This window comes from Spirosoma jeollabukense, from assembly GCF_054777855.1.
The window spans coordinates 211,939-231,935 of the sequence record NZ_BAAHAD010000009.1 but is presented as its reverse complement, the minus strand read 5'-3'; the positions used below and the strand labels follow the sequence as shown (position 1 = coordinate 231,935).

At 48.4% G+C, this 19,997-nt stretch carries 18 protein-coding genes and 1 riboswitch; of the genes, 9 read left to right on the top strand and 9 right to left on the bottom strand.

The window, feature by feature from the left end:
* Positions 1–142: 142 nt before the first annotated feature.
* Positions 143–856, bottom strand: coding sequence for a YebC/PmpR family DNA-binding transcriptional regulator (locus tag ACYVEA_RS26510; RefSeq protein WP_461116446.1), 714 nt, complete (start codon positions 854–856; stop codon positions 143–145).
* A gap of 106 nt (positions 857–962) precedes the next feature.
* Positions 963–2,216, bottom strand: a complete 1,254-nt coding sequence (gene lysA, locus ACYVEA_RS26505) for a diaminopimelate decarboxylase (RefSeq protein ID WP_461116445.1) — start codon at positions 2,214–2,216, stop codon at positions 963–965.
* Positions 2,217–2,258: 42 nt separating this feature from the next.
* Between lysA and ACYVEA_RS26500 the strand changes: the two genes are divergently transcribed.
* The 6 genes from ACYVEA_RS26500 to ACYVEA_RS26475 all read left to right on the top strand — a co-directional run bounded on the left by ACYVEA_RS26500 (position 2,259) and on the right by ACYVEA_RS26475 (position 9,370).
* Positions 2,259–3,650, top strand: coding sequence for an alkaline phosphatase D family protein (locus tag ACYVEA_RS26500; RefSeq protein ID WP_461116444.1), 1,392 nt, complete (start codon positions 2,259–2,261; stop codon positions 3,648–3,650).
* Between the two features lie 87 nt (positions 3,651–3,737).
* Positions 3,738–4,469, top strand: coding sequence for a 6-phosphogluconolactonase (locus tag ACYVEA_RS26495; RefSeq protein WP_461116443.1), 732 nt, complete (start codon positions 3,738–3,740; stop codon positions 4,467–4,469).
* A gap of 120 nt (positions 4,470–4,589) precedes the next feature.
* A complete protein-coding gene (locus ACYVEA_RS26490) occupies positions 4,590–5,918 on the top strand; it encodes an NCS2 family permease (RefSeq protein WP_461116442.1) in 1,329 nt (442 codons plus the stop codon).
* Between the two features lie 18 nt (positions 5,919–5,936).
* On the top strand, positions 5,937–6,788 hold the full coding sequence (locus ACYVEA_RS26485; protein WP_461116441.1) for a 5'-methylthioadenosine/adenosylhomocysteine nucleosidase: 852 nt from the start codon (positions 5,937–5,939) through the stop codon (positions 6,786–6,788).
* A gap of 139 nt (positions 6,789–6,927) precedes the next feature.
* On the top strand, positions 6,928–8,112 hold the full coding sequence (locus ACYVEA_RS26480) for a glycoside hydrolase family 1 protein (RefSeq protein ID WP_461116440.1): 1,185 nt from the start codon (positions 6,928–6,930) through the stop codon (positions 8,110–8,112).
* A gap of 175 nt (positions 8,113–8,287) precedes the next feature.
* Positions 8,288–9,370, top strand: a complete 1,083-nt coding sequence (locus ACYVEA_RS26475; RefSeq protein WP_461116439.1) for a lipase family protein — start codon at positions 8,288–8,290, stop codon at positions 9,368–9,370.
* A gap of 66 nt (positions 9,371–9,436) precedes the next feature.
* Here the strand turns inward: ACYVEA_RS26475 and ACYVEA_RS26470 are convergent, their stop codons facing one another.
* The 4 genes from ACYVEA_RS26470 to ACYVEA_RS26455 all read right to left on the bottom strand — a co-directional run bounded on the left by ACYVEA_RS26470 (position 9,437) and on the right by ACYVEA_RS26455 (position 13,342).
* Positions 9,437–10,165, bottom strand: a complete 729-nt coding sequence (locus ACYVEA_RS26470) for an esterase family protein (protein WP_461116438.1) — start codon at positions 10,163–10,165, stop codon at positions 9,437–9,439.
* A 73-nt stretch (positions 10,166–10,238) separates the two neighbouring features.
* A complete protein-coding gene (locus tag ACYVEA_RS26465; RefSeq protein WP_461116437.1) occupies positions 10,239–10,832 on the bottom strand; it encodes a GDSL-type esterase/lipase family protein in 594 nt (197 codons plus the stop codon).
* A gap of 29 nt (positions 10,833–10,861) precedes the next feature.
* Positions 10,862–11,935: a homoserine O-acetyltransferase family protein gene (locus ACYVEA_RS26460; protein WP_461116436.1), complete on the bottom strand. Its 1,074-nt coding sequence runs from the start codon at positions 11,933–11,935 to the stop codon at positions 10,862–10,864.
* 93 nt (positions 11,936–12,028) lie between these two features.
* Entirely contained in the window at positions 12,029–13,342 is a 1,314-nt protein-coding gene (locus ACYVEA_RS26455; RefSeq protein ID WP_461116435.1) for an O-acetylhomoserine aminocarboxypropyltransferase/cysteine synthase family protein, read from the bottom strand.
* Between the two features lie 219 nt (positions 13,343–13,561).
* Positions 13,562–13,665: riboswitch (SAM riboswitch) on the bottom strand.
* Positions 13,666–13,850: 185 nt separating this feature from the next.
* Between ACYVEA_RS26455 and ACYVEA_RS26450 the strand changes: the two genes are divergently transcribed.
* Complete coding sequence (locus ACYVEA_RS26450; protein ID WP_093830891.1) at positions 13,851–14,177, top strand: DciA family protein; 327 nt, start codon at positions 13,851–13,853, stop codon at positions 14,175–14,177.
* A gap of 71 nt (positions 14,178–14,248) precedes the next feature.
* Here the strand turns inward: ACYVEA_RS26450 and ACYVEA_RS26445 are convergent, their stop codons facing one another.
* From ACYVEA_RS26445 to ACYVEA_RS26435, 3 genes are all read right to left on the bottom strand, one after another.
* Positions 14,249–15,070 (bottom strand): polysaccharide deacetylase family protein, encoded by an 822-nt coding sequence (locus tag ACYVEA_RS26445; RefSeq protein ID WP_461116434.1) that lies wholly within the window; start codon positions 15,068–15,070, stop codon positions 14,249–14,251.
* The gene (locus tag ACYVEA_RS26440) at positions 15,016–16,020 is read right to left on the bottom strand and encodes a glycosyltransferase family 2 protein (RefSeq protein ID WP_461116433.1); all 1,005 of its coding nucleotides are present in this window, start codon (positions 16,018–16,020) and stop codon (positions 15,016–15,018) included. The genes ACYVEA_RS26445 and ACYVEA_RS26440 overlap by 55 nt, the downstream gene beginning before the upstream one ends.
* Before the next feature lie 308 nt (positions 16,021–16,328).
* The gene (locus tag ACYVEA_RS26435; protein WP_461116432.1) at positions 16,329–17,930 is read right to left on the bottom strand and encodes a Na+/H+ antiporter; all 1,602 of its coding nucleotides are present in this window, start codon (positions 17,928–17,930) and stop codon (positions 16,329–16,331) included.
* 112 nt (positions 17,931–18,042) lie between these two features.
* Here ACYVEA_RS26435 and ACYVEA_RS26430 point away from each other — a divergent pair, with 112 nt between their 5' ends.
* Both ACYVEA_RS26430 and ACYVEA_RS26425 read left to right on the top strand, forming a co-directional pair.
* On the top strand, positions 18,043–19,035 hold the full coding sequence (locus ACYVEA_RS26430) for an ion channel (RefSeq protein ID WP_461116431.1): 993 nt from the start codon (positions 18,043–18,045) through the stop codon (positions 19,033–19,035).
* Positions 19,036–19,086: 51 nt separating this feature from the next.
* A complete protein-coding gene (locus tag ACYVEA_RS26425; protein ID WP_461116430.1) occupies positions 19,087–19,992 on the top strand; it encodes a S66 peptidase family protein in 906 nt (301 codons plus the stop codon).
* The last annotated feature ends 5 nt before the right edge of the window (positions 19,993–19,997 follow it).

The window sequence follows — 19,997 nt, the reverse complement described above, 5'->3', positions numbered from 1 at the left end:
CACGGTGCACTATGCCCTGCTGGATCGGAACGCCCCCCCGCAGGTCCTGAAGGGCTGGGTTCAGATCCTCAGAGAGTCGGTATCCCTCAGATAAGTAAAAAACTAAAGAAGGCCGGTTCGATAACCGGCCTTCTTTAGTTTTTTACTTCATGTTGTGATATACCGTCTGCACATCCTCATCCTCTTCGATACGTTCGATGAGTTTTTCAACGTCAGCGGCTTCTTCGTCCGTCAGCTCTTTGAAATCGTTTGGAATACGCTCGAATTCAGCCTGTTTGATTTCGTAGCCTTTTTCTTCCAGAAATTTCTGGATACTACCGAAAGCCGTAAACTCACCGTAGATGACGTATTGATTGGTTTCCTCGTCGAACTCAATATCATCGCCCCCAACATCAATTAGTTCGAGTTCGAGTTCTTCCTGATCAACGCCATCTGCCGGAATCCGAAACACCGATTTGCGGTCGAACATAAAATCCAGCATCCCCTGCGTACCCAGGCTGCCACCCAATTTATTAAGGTAACTGCGTACATTGGCAACCGTACGATTGTGGTTATCGGTAGCTGTTTCGATTACCAGCGCAATGCCGTGTGGTGCATAGGCTTCGTAAACGATTTCTTTGTAGTCTTCCTGGTCTTTCGACGATGCTTTTTTGATGGCCCGGTCTACGTTCTCCTTCGGCATATTAGCCGCTTTGGCGTTCTGGATAATAGCCCGAAGCCGCCCATTACTATCAGGGTCAGGACCACCGCTTTTAACGGCCATCACAATATCTTTTCCGATGCGGGTGAAGGTCTTGGCCATCTGCCCCCACCGTTTCATTTTCCGGGCTTTCCGGTATTCAAATGCGCGTCCCATTGTTATAGGTTTATTAAAACACAGAGAACATAGCGTTTTTACACGGAGGCAACGGAGTTTCTTTGTGTTCTCTGTGTAGCCTCCGGTATCTATGTATTTGTCTATATTATTTTTTCACAAACTCTTCTTCAAATTCAATAATCTCCTGCCCACGTAACAGGTCGTCGAAGGTTTCGCGCTGCCGGATAAGGTACGGTTTACCTTCATACACCAGCACTTCGGATGGCCGAAAACGGGCATTGTAGTTCGACGCCATGCTGAAGCCATAAGCGCCCGCATTTTCGAACGACAATACGTCGCCGGGTCGAACTTCGGGCAGTGGACGATCCGTGGCGAACGTATCGGTCTCGCAGATGTAGCCTACAACATTGTACACTTTTTCTGTTCCTGATGGATTCGAGATATTTTTGATGTCGTGATACGCGTCATACATCATCGGCCGAATCAGGTGATTCAGACCCGAATCTACCGCAGCAAATGTCCGTGTTGGGTTTTCTTTAACAATATTGGTTTTGACCAGCAGGTGACCGCTTTCGCTTACTAAAAACTTACCCGGCTCGAACCATAATTCCAGATCGCGACCGTATTGCTGACAAAAATTCTGGAAAGCTTCTGACACCTGACGACCCAGTTCTGCTATATCGGTTATGTGGTCACCTTCTTTGTAAGCAACTTTGAAGCCGCTGCCAAAGTCAATAAAAGTAAGATCGGGATAATCGGTGGCGAGGTCAAACAGAACGTCGGCCCCTTTCAAAAAAGCGTTGGCATTCTTGAAATCTGAACCCGTGTGAATATGTAATCCAGCAACTGGAATCTGATATTTTTCGACAATGGCAAGCATATCAGGCCGTTGTAGAATGGAAATACCGAATTTGGAATCGGCATGACCCGTCGAAATTTTGATATTGCCGCCCTCGCTGATGTGCGGATTGATACGAATACTAACCGGGACCTGACTGCCGTAGGTTTGCCCAACCCACTCCAGCAAGGGCAGGCTGTCCACGTTCAATTGTAAGCCCATATCAACGGCTTCGCGGATTTCCTCGAACGATACGCCACTGGGTGTAAACATAATCTGGCCCGGCTCAAAGCCTGCCAACATGCCCAACCGCGCTTCATTGACTGACACCGAATCCATTTCGACGCCCTGCTGCCGCATTAATTTCAGAATTGATACGTTGGTCAGCGCTTTAGCGGCATATTTAATCTTTAGGTTAACCCCGCTGAAAGATGACCGGAGCAAGCCGATTTTTTCGATAATTTTGTCGGCGTCATAAACATAGGCTGGTAAGCCAAATTCGTCGGCAATGGCCAGTACATCAACACCCTGAATTGTGTATCGTTGGTTTGAGAGCTGCATATTTTCAGTAAACGAGCCGCAAAATTACGCCATCTTTCCACCATGTACAAGATTCGTTCTTACTTCCTGATGCTTACTCTTTTAAGCATCTATTCATCATTTGGCCAAAAGCCTCAGCTTGTTCCGCTGAGAATCGATCCGTCAGATGCGCCTTCAACCAAAACTAACCCGTCTGTACTTCAGGCCGGACCAATGGTGGGGTATTCAGACATGCGCGAAGTGAAGCTCTGGGTGCAGACCAAAAAAGCCGCCAAAGTCCAGATTCGATACCATGAGGTTGGCAAACCGACACCGGCTTATTTAACCAACGAAGTCTTTACGAACCGGCAAACGGTTTTTACAGCCCACCTGCTCGCCGACAAGGTGGAACCCGGAAAAAAGTACGAGTACGACGTGTTGGTAGCGGACAGAAAGGTGAGCCTGCCCTACCCGACTCAGTTCCAAACCCAAAGCCTGTGGCAGTGGCGGGTGGACCCACCGGCGTTTCGCTTCGCCGTCGGAAGCTGCACATACGTCAACGAACCTGAGGTAGATCGCCCTGGCAAACCCTATGGTGGAGGCTACGAAATTTTTTCGGCAATATCGGCGCAGAAACCTGATTTTATGATCTGGTCCGGCGACAATACGTACACCCGCGAGGTGGACTGGAACAGCCGGACGGGTGTTCTCCGGCGTTACACACATACGCGTTCGTTGCCCGAAATGCAGCCGTTGCTGGCCAATACGCATAATTATGCCCTGTGGGATGATCACGATTACGGCCCAAATGATGCTGATCGGTCTTACTGGCTGAAACCGGTCACGCTCGAAGCGTTCAAGCTGTTCTGGACGAACCCGAATTATATTTTCCCCGAAGGGTGCGCCGGTACGTTCTTCTGGAATGATTGCCAGTTTTTTCTGCTTGATGATCGGACGTTCCGCGCACCCAACGATATGCCCGACGGTCCCGAGAAAGCGTATTACGGTGAAAAACAAATGCAATGGCTGGTTGACGCGCTAACGTTCAGTCAGGCAACGTTTAAGTTCATTGTATCGGGCGGGCAGATTATCAATCCGACCAAAGCCTTTGAAAATTATTCGATCTACGGCACCGAGCGCGACCGTCTGCTGAAAGCCATTACCGACGCCAAAATTCCGGGCGTGCTGTTCATCACCGGCGATCGACATCATTCGATTTTACACAAATTGGATCGGTCTGGTACGTATCCGCTGTATGATTTGACCATCTCACCCCTGACGTCCTCCGTTGCCCAACCTCGCGCCGATGAGCTGAAACAGCCTACCTATGTAGAAAATACAGTAGTAACGGAACGAAATTTTGGTCTTCTGAACATTAGCGGCCCCTTAAAAGACAGACTACTGACTATCAAGGTGTATGACCAGAAAGGCACCGAACGCTGGAGCCGCGATATTAAGGCGAGTGAGTTGAAATAATGCACTAGTCTCACCGGGTTAAAACCCGGTGCAAGTCATTTTGAGTCATCTGCGCTGGGTTTTAACCCGGCGATAATTTAAGTCTCCATGACCATCCATCAATTTCCCGATTACAATACGTTATCAAAGTACACGGCTGAGCACATTGCCGCCATCATCAACCAGAAACCCGATGCCTTGCTCTGTCTTGCATCGGGCGATACGCCCGTCGAAACATTTCGTCAGTTTGTCAAGCTTGCGCAGGATGAGCGCGTCGATGTGAGCCAATGTACATTCGTGGGCTTAGACGAATGGGTTGGCTTTGGCCCCGAGGATGTTGGTAGTTGTTCCAATTACGTGTTTCGCGACCTGTTCACGCCACTGAATTTGCGCCCGGATCAGATTCATGTTTTCGATGCCAAAGCGGATGATCTTGGGGCTGAGTGCGCCCGTATAGATGCTGTTATTGATTCTCGGGGTGGATTGGATTTGCTGCTCGTGGGCATGGGCATGAATGGACATATTGCGCTGAATGAACCCGGTACGTCCTTTAAACTGGGCTGCCACGTGTCTGAATTAGCCGAAAGCACCATAACGGTTGGGCAGAAATATTTCGCGAAAGAAACCGCGCTGAGCCAGGGCATTACGCTCGGTTTACGTCATCTGACGGAAGCCAAAGAGGTGATCTTGCTGGTCAGTGGAGAGAAGAAAGCACTTGTGCTACGTGACGCGCTGAAAGGCCCGGTTACAGAGCAGGTCCCCGCCAGTATTATGCAAACGCACGCGAACGGGCAGGTTTGGATAGACGAAGCCGCCGGAAGTTTCCTGACCAATTTTTGAGATTGTGGCCTGAAGTTCGTAGTTTGAAGCTATTCGCAGGAGTTTCTTAACAAGAAACTCCTGCGAATAGTCTGTATATACCTCATTTTGAGGTGCTATATCAACAAACGGCAAACACTATTGACTACTTCTTCCTCTCCAGCGGTTCCTGTTGTCTCCCGACATACGGAGGTTTTAGCCGGTATTTCAACGTTTCTGGCCACGATGTATATCATCGTTGTCAATCCGGCGATCTTGAGTCAGGCCGGATTACCGTTTAGTGGCGTACTCACTGCTACGGTCTTACTCTCCTTTTTTTGCAGTCTCATGATGGGCCTCTACGCCCGCAACCCGATTGTTGTGGCGCCGGGCATGGGCATGAATGCGTTTTTCACGTTCACGGCGGTCAAAGGGATGGGACTACGACCCGAAGTTGCCCTCGGAGCGGTGTTCTGGGCGGGTGTGCTATTTCTCGTCATGTCGCTCCTGAATGTCCGTTCGGCTATTGTGCGGACAATTCCAGTGCCAATACGTTACGCGGTTTCGGCAGGTATTGGGTTATTTATTACGTTGATTGGTTTCGAGAATGCGAAGTTCATTATTGCAAATCCAGCCACGTTAGTCAGTATTGCCACCTTTAATGATCCCATTGTACTAACGTTTATTTTCGGTTTGCTACTAACGAGTGTATTAGTCGTACGCGACGTACCCGGCGCCATTATTATCGGTATTGTGCTAACTACGCTAGCGGCCTGGCCCATTGGCCGGTACTGGGGCGATGCATCGGCCGTTAATTTCGGGCAGAAAACACTGGTGAATTTTCAGGGCGTTCTGGCGGCACCCGACTTCTCGTTGATTGGCAAACTGGATCTGATGGGGTCGCTGCAATGGTCGCTCTGGCCGGTCATTTTTGCCTTTGCCTTCACAGACCTGTTCGACAGCCTGTCCACGTTTGTGGGCGTCGCGGAAGCGGGGAACTTACATGATGCCGATGGGCAACCGCGCAACCTGAACCGCTCCCTCCTGACCGACGCCGTGTCTACTACGTTGGCGGGGTTTCTAGGCACGAGTCCCGGAACGGCTTATATCGAGTCGGCGGTGGGGATTGCGCAGGGCGGTCGTACGGGGTTAACGGCGGTAGTAGCGGGTTGCTGTTTTTTGCCATTTCTGTTTCTTTCTCCGGTCTTATCTGTTATTCCATCCATTGCCACCGCTCCGGCTCTCGTGCTGGTTGGGGCCTTTATGATGAAGCCTGTTACGCGCATACAGTGGGACAAGTTAGACGATGCGTTGCCCGCGTTTCTGGCGCTCGTGCTGATTCCCTTTAGCTATTCCATAACCCAGGGCCTAATTTGGGGATTTCTGTCGTGGACGGTCATAAAAGTGGCGGTGGGTAAAAGCCGGGAAGTGCCCCTTGGCTTATGGATTGTCGACGTATTTTGCGTATTGGCCTTGACGGCTGGTCATTGATCTTAAGATTAATTTATAATGAGAAAACTGTTCCTGATTGCTTCTTTTTTCACTCTTTCAACCGCCGTTGCGGTACTCCTTCCCTCTCTCACTTTTGCCCAGCGGTACAAACCTCGCTCCATCACGGGTTTGTTAGGCGCTTTTGGCGCGGAGGTATCGTTAGTTAAAAAAGCTATGCATAAGCCTAAAAACGTTATCGTTGATGGTATATCCTTTACAACTGGACGTATTGGTAAACAGCGAGTTGTGGTCGCAGAAACTGGCATCGGCAAAGTTAATGCCGCGATGACGACAGCCCTGATGCTTGACCATTTCCGGCCAGCCCGGGTGTTGTTCACGGGCATTGCAGGCGGCACCAATCCAGCTCTTCAACCAGGCGACATTGTTATTGCCAGCCGAACAGCTCACCATGATTATGGCTCCATTACCGATAAAAACACACCAACCAGGCAAACTCGCAATGCAATCACCAAAGAGTTTAACCCGGTCTATTTTCTGGCCGACTCAGTGCTGCTACATCTGGCCGAGAACGTAGTGAAACGTGTCCCGTTAGAAGGTATTCCGCTGGCATCGGGCGGGGTTTCGGACCGGCCAGTCAAGGTAATGACGGGTACGGTCGTTACGGGCGATGTCTTTGTCGCTTCGTCGGATAAAGGAAAAAGTCTTCGAGCTGATTTTGGGGCCGACGCTACCGAAATGGAAGGTGCAGCCGTGGCGCAGGTATGTTATCAACTTCAGGTACCACACCTGATTATCCGTAGCCTGAGCGACCGCGCTGATGCGGAAGCACACATTGCCTACGACAAATTTTATCCCACGGCTGCCCGAAACTCGGCCAATGTAGTCATCGCGCTTATTAAAGCGTTGTGACATACGTAGCGTTTCAGGCATTACGGCAATCCGCTGAAATGCACGAACAGAAAAGCTTAAAATCTCCGTTACCTCACAGACAGTCAAACATCCTGGCCCTTTTTTCAGTCATATTTAGTTACTACTAAACACATTACATTTGCTACTCGACACAGATACTTCTCCACAAACCAATCCGTTTCAATCGTTCTGGTGGGCTGGTTTTGAATGCACAGATCAACTCAACTGTTTTGGTAACCGCGTTGATTTTCTACCGCTGACCGGACATTTACAACTTCTCGAAACAGATTACGAACGATTGAATCCGTTCAATATCCGAACCGTTCGGGAAGGCATTCGGTGGAGCCAGGTTGAAAAAACGGCCTATCAATACGACTGGAGCACGGTTGAGCACATGCTGACGGTCGGTCATCGCCACGGCATTCAGCAAATATGGGATCTCTGTCACTTTGGGTATCCCGACGATCTAACGCCCTTGCATCCGATGTTTGCCCGTCGGTTTGCTGCTCTGTGCCGGGCATTTGTTCGCTTTTACCGTGACCGATATCCTCATGAAACGTTGATCGTAACGCCCATTAACGAAGTTAGCTTTATGTCGTGGCTGGGGGGCGACGCACGCGGTACGTCACCCTATTGTACGAAACAGGGCTGGGAAGTAAAACTCGGACTTATGCGGGCGTACATTGAGGGGGTAGCGGCCATGCGGGAAATTGATCCAACTATTCGCATTTTAACGACCGAACCGCTGGTGCATATGGTCCCACCTGTAAATGCCACCAGGGACCAGATTACAGCGGCCGCCATCGCCGACGAAAATCAGTTTCAATCGGTTGATATGCTGGCGGGGTACATTGCTCCGGAATTAGGCGGCTCACCCAAATACCTCGACCTGCTCGGCTTCAATTACTATTACAACAATCAATGGATTAACGGTACAGGTCAATTTCTGGGCTGGAATGATAGGGTTCCTGACCCGCGCTGGTCACCGTTCCGGCAGCTTCTGATGACAGCGTACCGGCGTTATAAAAAACCCATTGTGTTAACAGAAACCAGCCACCCTGGAATAGATCGGCCAGTCTGGATTGAGATGATTGGTCGCGAATGTGCTGCGGTTTTACAAGCTGGCGTACCACTTTTAGGCGTATGTTTATACCCAATTATTGATCGGCCCGATTGGGACCATACTGATCAATGGCATCGGGCGGGTCTGTGGGATGCCGATCTTTCGACCGATCCACCCGGCAGAGTGCTGTATGAACCCTATGCGAATGCCTTGCTACGGGCACAGAACGTAGTGGTTAATGCCCATTTTCTACCTGTTTAGCTATCCTTGCCAAATCAAGCTCAGCAGCAGTGGTTCAACAAAAATAGCCGGTACAACTGTGATTTTGTCAAAGCAATGGAGCAAACAAATACCTATTTTGGGTAACCCGACTATAAGCTCAGGTATTGGCACGGAGTAACATTAGGCTTAGACACTCTTATAACCAGGTATGCTTATGAAATACTTCATGACCGTTATCGCTCTGCTACTTTTACCCTTTGCGCTGGTTGGGCAGAAGCTTAAACCGGGTTTTGACAAAGCCGAATATATCGAGCTTCTGAAGGTATCGGCACGGTTTGGAGACTCTACTTATATCAATGCATTTCCGGCTCCCCGGCAATTCAAATTCATCTATCGCTCGCCCATCGTTGGGCTGGAGAACGTGTGGGATTTGTGGGCCGATAATCAAGGGGTTGCGGTTATCAGCCTTCGGGGAACTACCAAGAGCAGCGTTAGCTGGCTGGGCAATTTTTACGCGGCCATGGTGCCGGCAAAAGGCGAAATCCAGCTTAGCGATACCGAAAAATTTACGTATGAACTGGCAACAAGTCCCCGGGCTGCTGTTCATGTGGGCTGGTTAGTGACCATGGCTTTTCTGGCCAAGGATATTCTGCCAAAAATTGACTCCTGCTACAAAGCAGGCATTAAAGACATGCTCATTATGGGGCACAGCCAGGGCGGGGCCATTGCTTTCCTGCTGACATCTCACCTGAAGAATCTGCAAAAACAGGCCCGAATCCCCACCGATATTCGTTTCAAGACGTATTGCAGCGCAGGCCCGAAACCTGGAAACCTACCGTATGCGTATGAGTATGAAGCCGCTACGCAAGGAGGCTGGGGGTATAATGTCGTCAACTCAGCCGACTGGGTGCCAGAAGTACCTTTAACGGTACAGACGGTCAATGATTTTAACCCAACCAATCCATTTACGGGGGCGCCAGCCATGATAAAAAAACAGAAACTGCTGAATCGTATAGCCCTCAAATACGCGTATAACAGCCTGAGTAAACCAGCGCTGAAAGCCCAGAAAAATTACCAGCAGTATTTGGGCAAGCTGGCCTCTAAAACGGTTAGCAAAAATCTGAACGGTTACGTACCACCCGACTATTATAATAGCAGTGACTACGTTCGAACCGGTTCAACTATCGTATTACTAGGAGATAGCGACTATTTTAAAAAGTATCCGGACAGTAAAGAAAACGTTTTTATTCACCATTTTCATCCACCTTATTTATACCTGGCGGAGAAATTGCCTTGACACGTCTGGATTTAACAGATCGAAAATACCTATCTAATCTACTGAATTTCAGTCAGTTATGCCCTATTAGAGATAAAGCTGCACCATTTTCTGCCAGTCGTTTGACTCATGAGCCCGACCATTCCAGACATGCATTTCATGGGTAATGTTCTTGGAGGCAAATGACGCGCTCAAGCTAACGTTGCTGTCCATAAACGGGTCTTCACTGCCGATTGTCATTACGATTTTCAATCGACGCAAATGCTCTAGAACGGCACTGTCGGCTAGATTCGGCAGGAAGTGATTGGGGCTATGGAAGTAAATTTCCTCGTCGTAATAATCGTCGAATAAACCGCGAAATTCTGCCACCGGCTCCGACAAGTTATAGCGACCACTGAACGCCACTATTTTATCAAACCATTGCGGATGTCGGAGAGCGATGTTCACCGCATGATATGCACCCAGGCTGCAACCATGCGAAATCATAAACGGCTGCGAGTTTTTTGACCGGGAAAACGGCAAGACTTCATCCAGAATATACCGCTCATACTGCCCATGCCGACGAATGCGGTTCTGAGGAGTTGTGTATCGATTGTAGACACTTTCCCGATCCACACTATCTACGCAAAAAAGCTGAAGCCACCCATTCTCCAGTTGCTCCGTCAACGCGCTGACAAGGCCCAAATCTTCGTACTCATGAAATCGTCCGCGCCGAGTCGGGAAAACCAGAACCCGGGCTCCTGCGTGACCAAATATAAGTAACTCCATATCACGATTCAGGTTCGGGCTAAACCATTTATGATACTCACGGTGCATAACAATAGCGTTAGTGAGCAGTGAAGTTGCAACATTTGGGCTTAAATTCTACAAAAGCTAGATAAACAAATCGTTAAAAAATCCGGGCCTCTCGTACCAATTGCTGCTGCCAGGCTCGGTAACCGGCCGGGCTCAAGTGCAAGCCATCAGGCTCAAAAAATTCCTGACGTGGCTTCCCGTTGCTGCTAAGTAAGGGCGAGGTCATGTCAATGTATTGATAATTCGTGTTTTTAGCGAGTTCGCCACGTATCAATTCGTTGGCGTGTTGTATTTCCTGAGCAATATTCCAGCGGGCAGGACTGACTTTAATGGACAAAAAAGCTAGCGGTACATCAGGCAGTGTGCTACGTAGTTTTTCGGCAAACGCACAAAAAAAGAGATACACCTCTTCAGGATGCCGACCATCCCCAAGATCGTTGTCACCCGCATAAAACACAATAGACTTAGGGTTTGCCGGAACAATCAGTCGCTCGAAAAACCATGCACAGGCAGCTAGTGTCGAGCCACCAAAGCCTAAATTGAGCGAATTGATTTGAGGAAAATCCTGATCCAGCGCCAACCAGAGACGAATGGAGGAACTACCATAGAAAACCACTCTGTCTGTAACCGGTGGCAACGTAGCTAATCTGTTTTCTAATTGCCGAACTTCGGCTTCATACCAAACCATACTTGACTATTTAACGTACTAACAGCCAATTATTTCAGGCTTAGTCGATGCGATACATTCGGCGAACTTGCGGTCGCCATCCATTTGCGAATAATTCCGGCCAGCGGCCGGAATTCAATAAGAAAGCCGTCGTGTCCGTAAAGTGAATCTATTTCTTCATAGGCTGCCTCTGGAATATGGCGGGCCAGAAACTGCTGTTCCGAGGGGGGAAAAAGCAGGTCAGAGCGAATACCAACAACCAATGTTCGGGCCCTGATCTGTCCAAGTGCATTGGGAATACTGCCCCGATTGCGGCCAACATTATGCGAATCCATTACTTTCGAGAGTATCCAGTACGTGAACGCATTGAAGCGGTCAACCAGTTTCTCTCCCTGGTACCGTTGGTAACCAGCGGCTTTATAACCATCCAGTTGTTCGTTATTATCAAGCGCCTGAGTAAAGCCATACGTATCATAATTCCGGTATGAAATCATAGCCATCGCCCGTGCTGCTTTCATCCCTGCCAGCCCTGCATCATCACGTTGTTCGGCCCAGGTGGGGTCGGCTTCAATAGCCATCCGTTGTGCTTCGTTGAAAGCTATACACCAGGGCGAAGCCATAGCACTGGCGGCAATCAACACCAGATTCTCAATAAGGTCCGGTTGCAAAATAGCCCACTCAACAGCCTGTTCACCACCAACCGAGCCGCCAATGCAGGTATGAATTTTTTCAATACCCAGCTCCTGACGTAGTAAATCCAGCGCCCCAACCATATCACGAATCGTAATAGCGGGAAAGTCATGATGAAACGGCTTTCCAGTCGCGGGGTTTATGGACAGTGGTCCTGTAGAGCCATAACACGATCCTAATACGTTGGCGCAGACAATAAAATCCCGCTCGGGATCGAAATATTTCCCCGCACCAACCATACCGCCCCACCAGTCACCGACATCGGCGTTTCCCGTCAGGGCATGGCATACCCACACAACATTTGACCGCTCACCCGTTTCGAGGTTGGATTGGTTAAGCGTACCACGTGTGGTATAGGCTAGCCGAAAACCCGGCAGACTCGCCCCCGATTCGAGCGGGAACGAATATTTATAATCAAAATATTGGAGGCTCAATTAAAAAATGTTTACGGTTTTCGATCTTTGGTTTATGATCGGCACGTGTCATGAATGCCGACCATAAACCCAAACCGTTAACCAACCCGAAAACTACGTTAGAACTGGTTCGGTAATGGCAGCAAAGGCCTGCTCGAAATCAGCTTTGATATCATCAAAATATTCGATGCCTGCCGAAACACGTAAAACGCCCGACTCAACCCCGGCGCTGGCTTGCTCCTGTTCGCTTAGTTGCTGGTGTGTTGTCGCTGCCGGGTGGATAATGAGTGTTTTTGCATCGCCAACGTTGGCCAAGTGGCTCACTAGTTTCAAACTGTTGACAAACAGGTCAGCCGCATCTTTGCCACCTTTCACTTTGAACGTAAGCACGCCACCAAACCCCCGTTTTAAATATTTTTTTGCCAGATCATGATAGGGGCTACTTTCCAGACCCGGATACTTTACGGCTTCAACCTGTTCATGCTGTTCGAGCCATTGGGCCAGTGCCAGCGCATTCTGAACCGTTCTATCCACACGTAACGAAAGTGTTTCTACCCCTTGCAACAGCAGGAATGAATTAAAGGGGCTAATGGCCGGACCAAAATCACGCAGCCCTTCAACACGAGCCCGGATGATGAACTGAATATTACCAAACGGCCCACCAACGCCAAATACGTCGCTGAACACCAAGCCATGATACCCTTCTGATGGTTCACTAAACTGGGGGAACTTGCCATTACCCCAGTTGTAGTTACCGCCATCTACAATTACGCCCCCTATGCTCGTACCATGACCGCCGATCCACTTTGTTGCCGATTCGACTACAACAGCTGCCCCGTGTTCGAGTGGCCGGAAGAGATAGCCCCCTGCCCCAAACGTATTGTCTACGATAAGTGGTAAATCATGTTCTTTGGCAAGAGCGGCAAATGCATCAAAGTCTGGAATATTGAATTCAGGATTCCCAATCGTTTCGAGGTAAATCGCTTTTGTTTTTTCGTCAATCAATTGAGCAAACGCGCTGGGATCACTCCCTTTAGCAAACCGCGCTTCGATACCCAGGCGCTTAAATTGGACCTTAAACTGGTTGTATGTACCGCCGTATAGAAATGAAGTCGTAATAAAGTTATCGCCTGCGCCCAGAATGTTACTCAACGCAATGAACTGAGCCGCCTGGCCTGAAGCTACCGCCAGCGCTGCCACACCACCTTCCAGAGCCGCAATGCGCTTCTCAAACACGTCGGACGTAGGATTCATGATGCGGCTGTAAATATTTCCAAATGCCTTTAGTGCAAACAAGTCAGCTCCGTGCGCCGAATCGTTAAATACAAAGGAGGTCGTTTGATAAATAGGGACGGCCCGCGCGTTGGTAGCTGAATCGGGCTCCTGACCAGCGTGTAGCTGGAGCGTATCGAAATGAAGTTCAGACATGAGTTTTATCGTTAATTGTTAGGAATAAGTGATTGGCATTCATTCTGGCAGAAAGCCTGGAAGCTGACTACTCCTGGCAGCCACATCTTTTACAAAAGACAGGCCACTGACGATAAATAGCCAGACACACGACAAACCCTCCCGGCTTTCGTGGTGGTTGAAGATTGCTTAGCAGGCCCTATTGGGCATACAGCGCTGATTGTAGTGCATGTAAGTTTAGATTTATAGGCCCTAAATAGCTTTAGGCAGGAGTTAGCACCTTGCCGTGTGGTAGGTTGCCAGCGGTTCACAGAGCCTGATCTCTCCCCGCTTCTTTATAAATCAATGCGCGTCGGTGATCGAAAAATAGACGCGTAGCAATTGACTTGATGGCGCAAGTATACTAGTCAGACGGCGTGAATCCAAACACGCTCTGTTTTTTCTAGCCTGGATTTTTTTTGCTTCGTCTGGCAACCGGTCATTTGTTACGTCGATTCATTGTTTACTTTTGTGATAAGACACCGACTTCATGAATCAGCCGTACCGCTACAATCGCGAAAATGCTACCCGGGTAGCCGGAGTTACGTCCTTAAAAGACGCGATTAATCAGTTGCTCAAGACGTATCAACTTCAGACCCGCTTTAACGAAACCTACCTTGAAGCGTTTTGGGGACGGATGATGGGTCCTGCTATTGCCTCCCGTACAAACCGGCTTTATGTACGCGATCGTAAACTTCATATTGAAATTGCGTCGGCTCCGCTACGGAACGAACTCGTTAACGCCAAGCAAAAACTTATTCAGCTAGTGAATAAAGATATGGGCACCGATGTCATTGAGGACGTCATTTTTATCTGATCATCAGTACTCAACAAAAAAGGTCATGACTACGTAGCCATGACCTTTTTTGTTGAGTACTAGTAAGTTTATCAAGCGATTTGAACAGCGGCACTATGCTGGTCCAGCTTTTTTGAAAACTCACCCATTGTGGTGAACTCGCCGAGCGGCTTCAGATAACGGAGTAAATTTTCGACGCGGTCGAGTAACTGGTCTTTCGAATGTCGTCGCACATAGGCCGGAATCTTTTCATAGCCCGCTAAATCCGTGAATTCCCAGGGATGAACATATAGGTTCAGGAAACCATCCGTTTGCAGCGTTTGGCGGCAAAGTTGCTTATAGAAAGCGAATGGAAAATTTTTCAGACTTAACCAGAACAGCGGTAAACGTAGTCGGGGGGTAACCGAAGCCGGAATTTGCCAGACACCCATTTCCTGAAACGGACGCCGTGGTTCTCCCCAGTGATTATAACGACCTGGCAACCAGGTTGGATGCAAAGATGAGTTATAGTGATACCCAGCCTGCTGCAGGTCATTTGGATCAACAAAGCCCATCCGTGCGCGACGAAAGCCCGTTATCGGCCGATTCAGTACCTCTTCTAATGTCAGCCGGGATTTGAGTAAATCAGCCGGTTCGAATGTAGTATGGTAATAGCCGTGCGACGCGATTTCGTGTCTTCGAGCCAGCTTCCGAATAAGCTCTGTTTCGTGAAGTGCGTAGTTAGCCGTCGTAAATAAGGTAGTACGGGCGTCGATTGCGTCAAACCGTTCAGCGAGTGCTATTAATCCACGCGTTGAAACGGCCACTTGCTCACTCAGGGGAATATTGTGGCCGAATTCAAGCGCTGTATCAAACTCTTCTACATCAACGGTGAATAAAATATCTCGTCTTCCTTGCTTGTTTGGGCTTGCCATGATGTTACAGTCTCCTCAATCTCGCTCGTATCGCCGATAATATAGGCTGGCCTGCCTTTTACCTCAACAAACGTTTTGCCCAAATATACGCCGATAATCCCGATCATGATAAACTGAACGCCCCCAATAAGCACCGTAAGCAATACCAATGTTGTCCAGCCCGATACAGTTGCATTTGTAAAGAAATGCTCATACATAGTCTCCAGCCCGAACAAACTGGCAAACATAAACATGATAAAACCTAACAGTACCGACATGTACAAAGGCCGTGTCGAAAAGGACGTAATGCCCATTGCAGCCAGTTGAAGCATTTTTCGGAATGAATATTTCGAGCGACCAGCGTATCGAGCGGCTGGTTCGTAAAGTACACGGCACTGTCGGAACCCTACCCATGAAATAGCCCCACGCAGGAACAGATCATTTTCTTTAAACTGCTTGATTGTATCCACCACTTTCCGATCGAGCAAGCGGAAATCGGCCGCGCCATCTTCAATGTCAAGATTCGACGCACTACGTAGTAGTCGGTAGAAGTACTTTGAGGTCGTTCGTTTAAAAAAAGACAGTTTAGGATCTGGCGCACGAACGGTATACACCACTTCGTAGCCTTCCCGCCACTTGGCAATCAGCGTTGGGATCAGTTCCGGTGGATGCTGAAGATCGGCATCCAGGCAGATGACAGCGTCTCCACGAGCGTTATCATAGCCGGCTCGCAGTGCCATCTGGTGGCCAAAATTTCGCGAAAACGAAATGAATCGTACAACTGGGTATTCTTTACTCAACTCCCTCAGCACATGACGAGTCTGGTCGGAGCTGCCGTCATCAACAATCAGGATTTCGTAGGATTCATACCGCTTCATAACGGCCATGAGCCGATGCACGAGTACAGGTAAAGTTTCTTCTTCGTTGAAAGCTGGTACGACCAAACTAATCATACCTGAATGAAATTTCATGCTCTAATTGTTATATAGACACAGTTACGGAGAGTCCTTTGTAAAATTCCGGTTAAATATAAGTATATATACCTAATAACTCATCACTATTTTACGAAATTAAATAAGTACTATATCTACCGCACATACTATAAACTAAAAATCAATCAGTTATCATAGTTTACTATAGTCAACCTTATTTTATTCACTAATAAACACCAAACCACTTCCTGATAATTGAATCTCTGTAGACACTACGCAACAGGCGTAGAAAGTTAAAACTCATACGTTCTAATTAATTACTATATGATCTAGCTAAGATTCTTACATCATACAGATGGTTGCACCAGGGAAAGGCGGGCTGCCTCTAAATCCAATTCCTGTTCCAGTTTACGAAGGATTTCATCGTCCAGCAGGCTGCCCGAACGCTGCTCACTCAGCACAGTCCGTTCTATAGATAATAGCTCTAATTGAAGTCGAATAGCTTGCTGGTACAGTTCGGTCGGCCGTTCGGATAAACTGTTCGCCCGAAGCATGCCATTTAGTTCATTAATACGTAGTTCGTATGTGTTTTTGACGTAATTCAGTACGTCATCATGAACGGACCCGGCCGAGTGGTTCGCTTCTAAGTGTGTGATAGCCTGTTGCGCCATTTTTCGGCGAAGTTTGCGTTCTTCCTGCTTCTCATCGACCGTCTCCCGCACATTCAGCTCGTCAATCAATACGGGCAACGTCAGCCCCTGGAAGACTAACGTACAGAAAATAACCCCGAACGTAATAAACAGGATTAAGTCGCGGCCCGGAAACGTCTGTCCATTAGGCATTGTAAGCGGCAATGCCAGCGCACCTGCCAGCGATACAACGCCCCGCATACCCGCCCAACTCAGAACAGACACTTGTTGCCAGGAAGGCTTTGCTTCCCGTTTCCGAATGCCTGCGCTTAGCAAGCGAGGTAAATAAGCGCCGGGAAAAACCCAGACAATCCGGCTTACAATGGCCACAGCACTGATGAGCAGCGCATACGTGACCGACTCAGGAAGTGTATAGCCATTCAATTCGGATACGATGGTGGGAAGTTGCAGGCCAATCAATATAAATACCAGGCTATTAAGCAAAAAGACAACAACGGCCCAAACGGAATTCGTTTGCAACCGGGTTTGATACGTAAATATTTCGCCACTGCGGGCCGACAGAAACAGTCCAACCGTGACCACCACGAGTACGCCCGAAATGTGAAGCTCTTCGGCGATCAGGTAGCACCCATAAGGTATCAGCAAGGTTACGGCCGTGTTGATAACACTGTCTTTGTTAATGGCCTGATGCACCCGCATCATGATCCAGCCGATTACCAATCCTAACGCAACACTGGCGAGGGCAATCCCAACAAACTGAAGACCAGCTTTCCATAGGGAAAACTGGCTCGTCAGAATGGCGACTAATCCGTAGCGGTAAATAATCAAACTGGTGGCGTCATTTACTAAACTTTCCCCTTCCAGAATCGTCGTAATGCGCTTTGGAATATTCAGCCCTTTGGTTACTGAAGAGGCCGCTACAGCGTCGGGTGGCGCGACTATAGCACCGAGCAGATACCCCTGCGCCCATGAAAAGCCTGGAATCCAGGTGTGGGCTACCCAGGCAATAACGGTAGAAGTAAACAAGACAAGGCCAATCGCCAGAAACGACACCGAGCGACTATAAAGCTTTAACTCCACATTATCGATTTGCCAGGCGGCCGCATAGAGCAAGGGAGGCAAAAAAATCAGAAAAACGACGTCGGGAGATAAAATAATGGGAGGCAAGCCCGGTATCCACCCAATAAACAAGCCAGTGAGGACCAGTAGAATAGGGAAGGAAATACGCAATCGACGCGATATAACCGCCAGTAATGTTGTTAAGCCAAGCAGACCCGTTACGCTTTCAATCGGACTCATAAAGTAAATAAAATCAAGTATACGTCAGGCTACGTGACAAAGAGGTTGGTTGGCAAATTTGCGATAACTTTGTTAACCAAGCTATTCATCATACACTACCAATCGTCCGACTATGAATCCAAATCCGACAAAACGTCGTCTTTTTAACAAGGCTCCTAAAAGCAGCCAATTAGTCGAACAGGAAGAACGACGTAGTGATCTTGGTTTCGGCACAAAACTAACCGATTCAAGCTCTCGGCTGGTCAATCAGAATGGCACCATTAATATTGCCCGGGCTAATGGCACCCTCTGGGATCGATTAAATATCTATAATCGACTTATTACCATGAGTTGGGCGAATTTTTTTTTCTGGCTTTTAGCGGCATATGTGTTTACAAATACACTATTCGCAGGCATTTATATGCTAGCGGATGCAAGAACGCTTATCGGTATTGATGACAAAATCCTGAATGGTCCATTCTGGAAATGTTTCTTTTTCAGTTCGCAAACCCTCACAACGGTGGGTTATGGCCATATTTCGCCCAATAGTTTCCTGACCAGTTCCATTGCGGCTTTTGAGTCGATGATTGGTTTATTGGCGTTTGCGCTGGCAACGGGCCTACTTTATGGTCGGTTTTCGCGCCCGGTGGCCCATATCCGCTTTTCGCGCCGATCGGTCTTCGCGCCTTATTTAGATGTGAACGCCTGGATGTTTCGGATTATTAATACACGGGATAATCAACTGATCAACCTGGAAATGACGGTCTCTATGTCACGACTGGAGCCTAAACCCGATGGTACACTTTACCGGCGATATTACGGACTCAACCTGGAACGAAATAAAGTGGCTTTTTTTCCAGCAAACTGGACGTTGGTTCACCCGATTACAGAAAAAAGTCCACTCTATGGCTGTACGCCCGAAGAACTCGAACAATCGGACGCCGAGTTTTTGATTTCATTACAGGCTTTAGATGATACGTTCGTCCAAAGCGTCCATACTCGTTTTTCCTATCGCTACGATGAAATACTTTGGGGCCATAAATTTCGACCTATCTATACTGACGATCAGCAGACGATAATCGACCTGAATAAACTCGACGAAACCGAAGAAGTTGAGCTAAACTGAGTCGATGTGACAACCGGCACCAATACTTATTTATTGATAACTATTTTCTGAATGCTCCCTCCTTTTCTGCGCCCCGGCGATACGGTTGCCATTGTGGCACCCGCCAGTTGGTTTCCCTACTCAGAACTCGCCGATGGTCTGCATATTCTACGCAATGTCTGGCACCTTAATGTAGTTGAAGGTGATAGTTTGCATGCTATAAAGGGGCCTTTTGCCGGCTCCGATGACCTCCGCCGAGCCGACCTTCAACGGTTTTTCGACGATCCTGCTATTCGGGCTGTGTTTGCGGCTCGTGGTGGCTATGGCTGTTATCGTATCGCCGATGATCTGGACCTATTTGGTTTACAGGCCAATCCAAAATGGCTTGTGGGGTTTAGCGACGTAACGGTGCTTCTGAGTTTATTATATAATCATGGCCTTACCAGTCTACACGGGCTTATGCCCCGTCAATTTGGTGACCCCGACCGGGCCGATGCGCTGGAGTCCCTACGGCAATGGTTGTTTGGTGAATCGCCAACGCATTATACAGTATCAGCCTACCCACTTAATCGTTTAGGCCGGGCACAAGGTCATCTGGTAGGTGGAAATCTAACCATGCTCAGCAACTCGATTGGTACACCAACGGACGTAGATTTCAACGGAAAAATTCTGTTTATTGAAGATATTGATGAAACGCTTTTTTCCCTTGACCGAATGATGACCCAACTTCGTCGGGCGGGGCGACTGGCCAGGTTGGCAGGCCTGGTAGTAGGTCAGTTTACGGATATGCGCGGAAATCTGTCGTTACCTTTTGGGAAAGATTCCTATGAAATTATTTCCGACGCCGTTGCAGACTATGATTACCCTGTTCTGTTCGATTTTCCGGCCGGGCATGTTAACTACAATCTGGCTCTACCCATTGGACAAACAGTTGAGTTAGCTGTTCAGAAAAAAACGGGACGTATTAATTTTATTTAAATGCA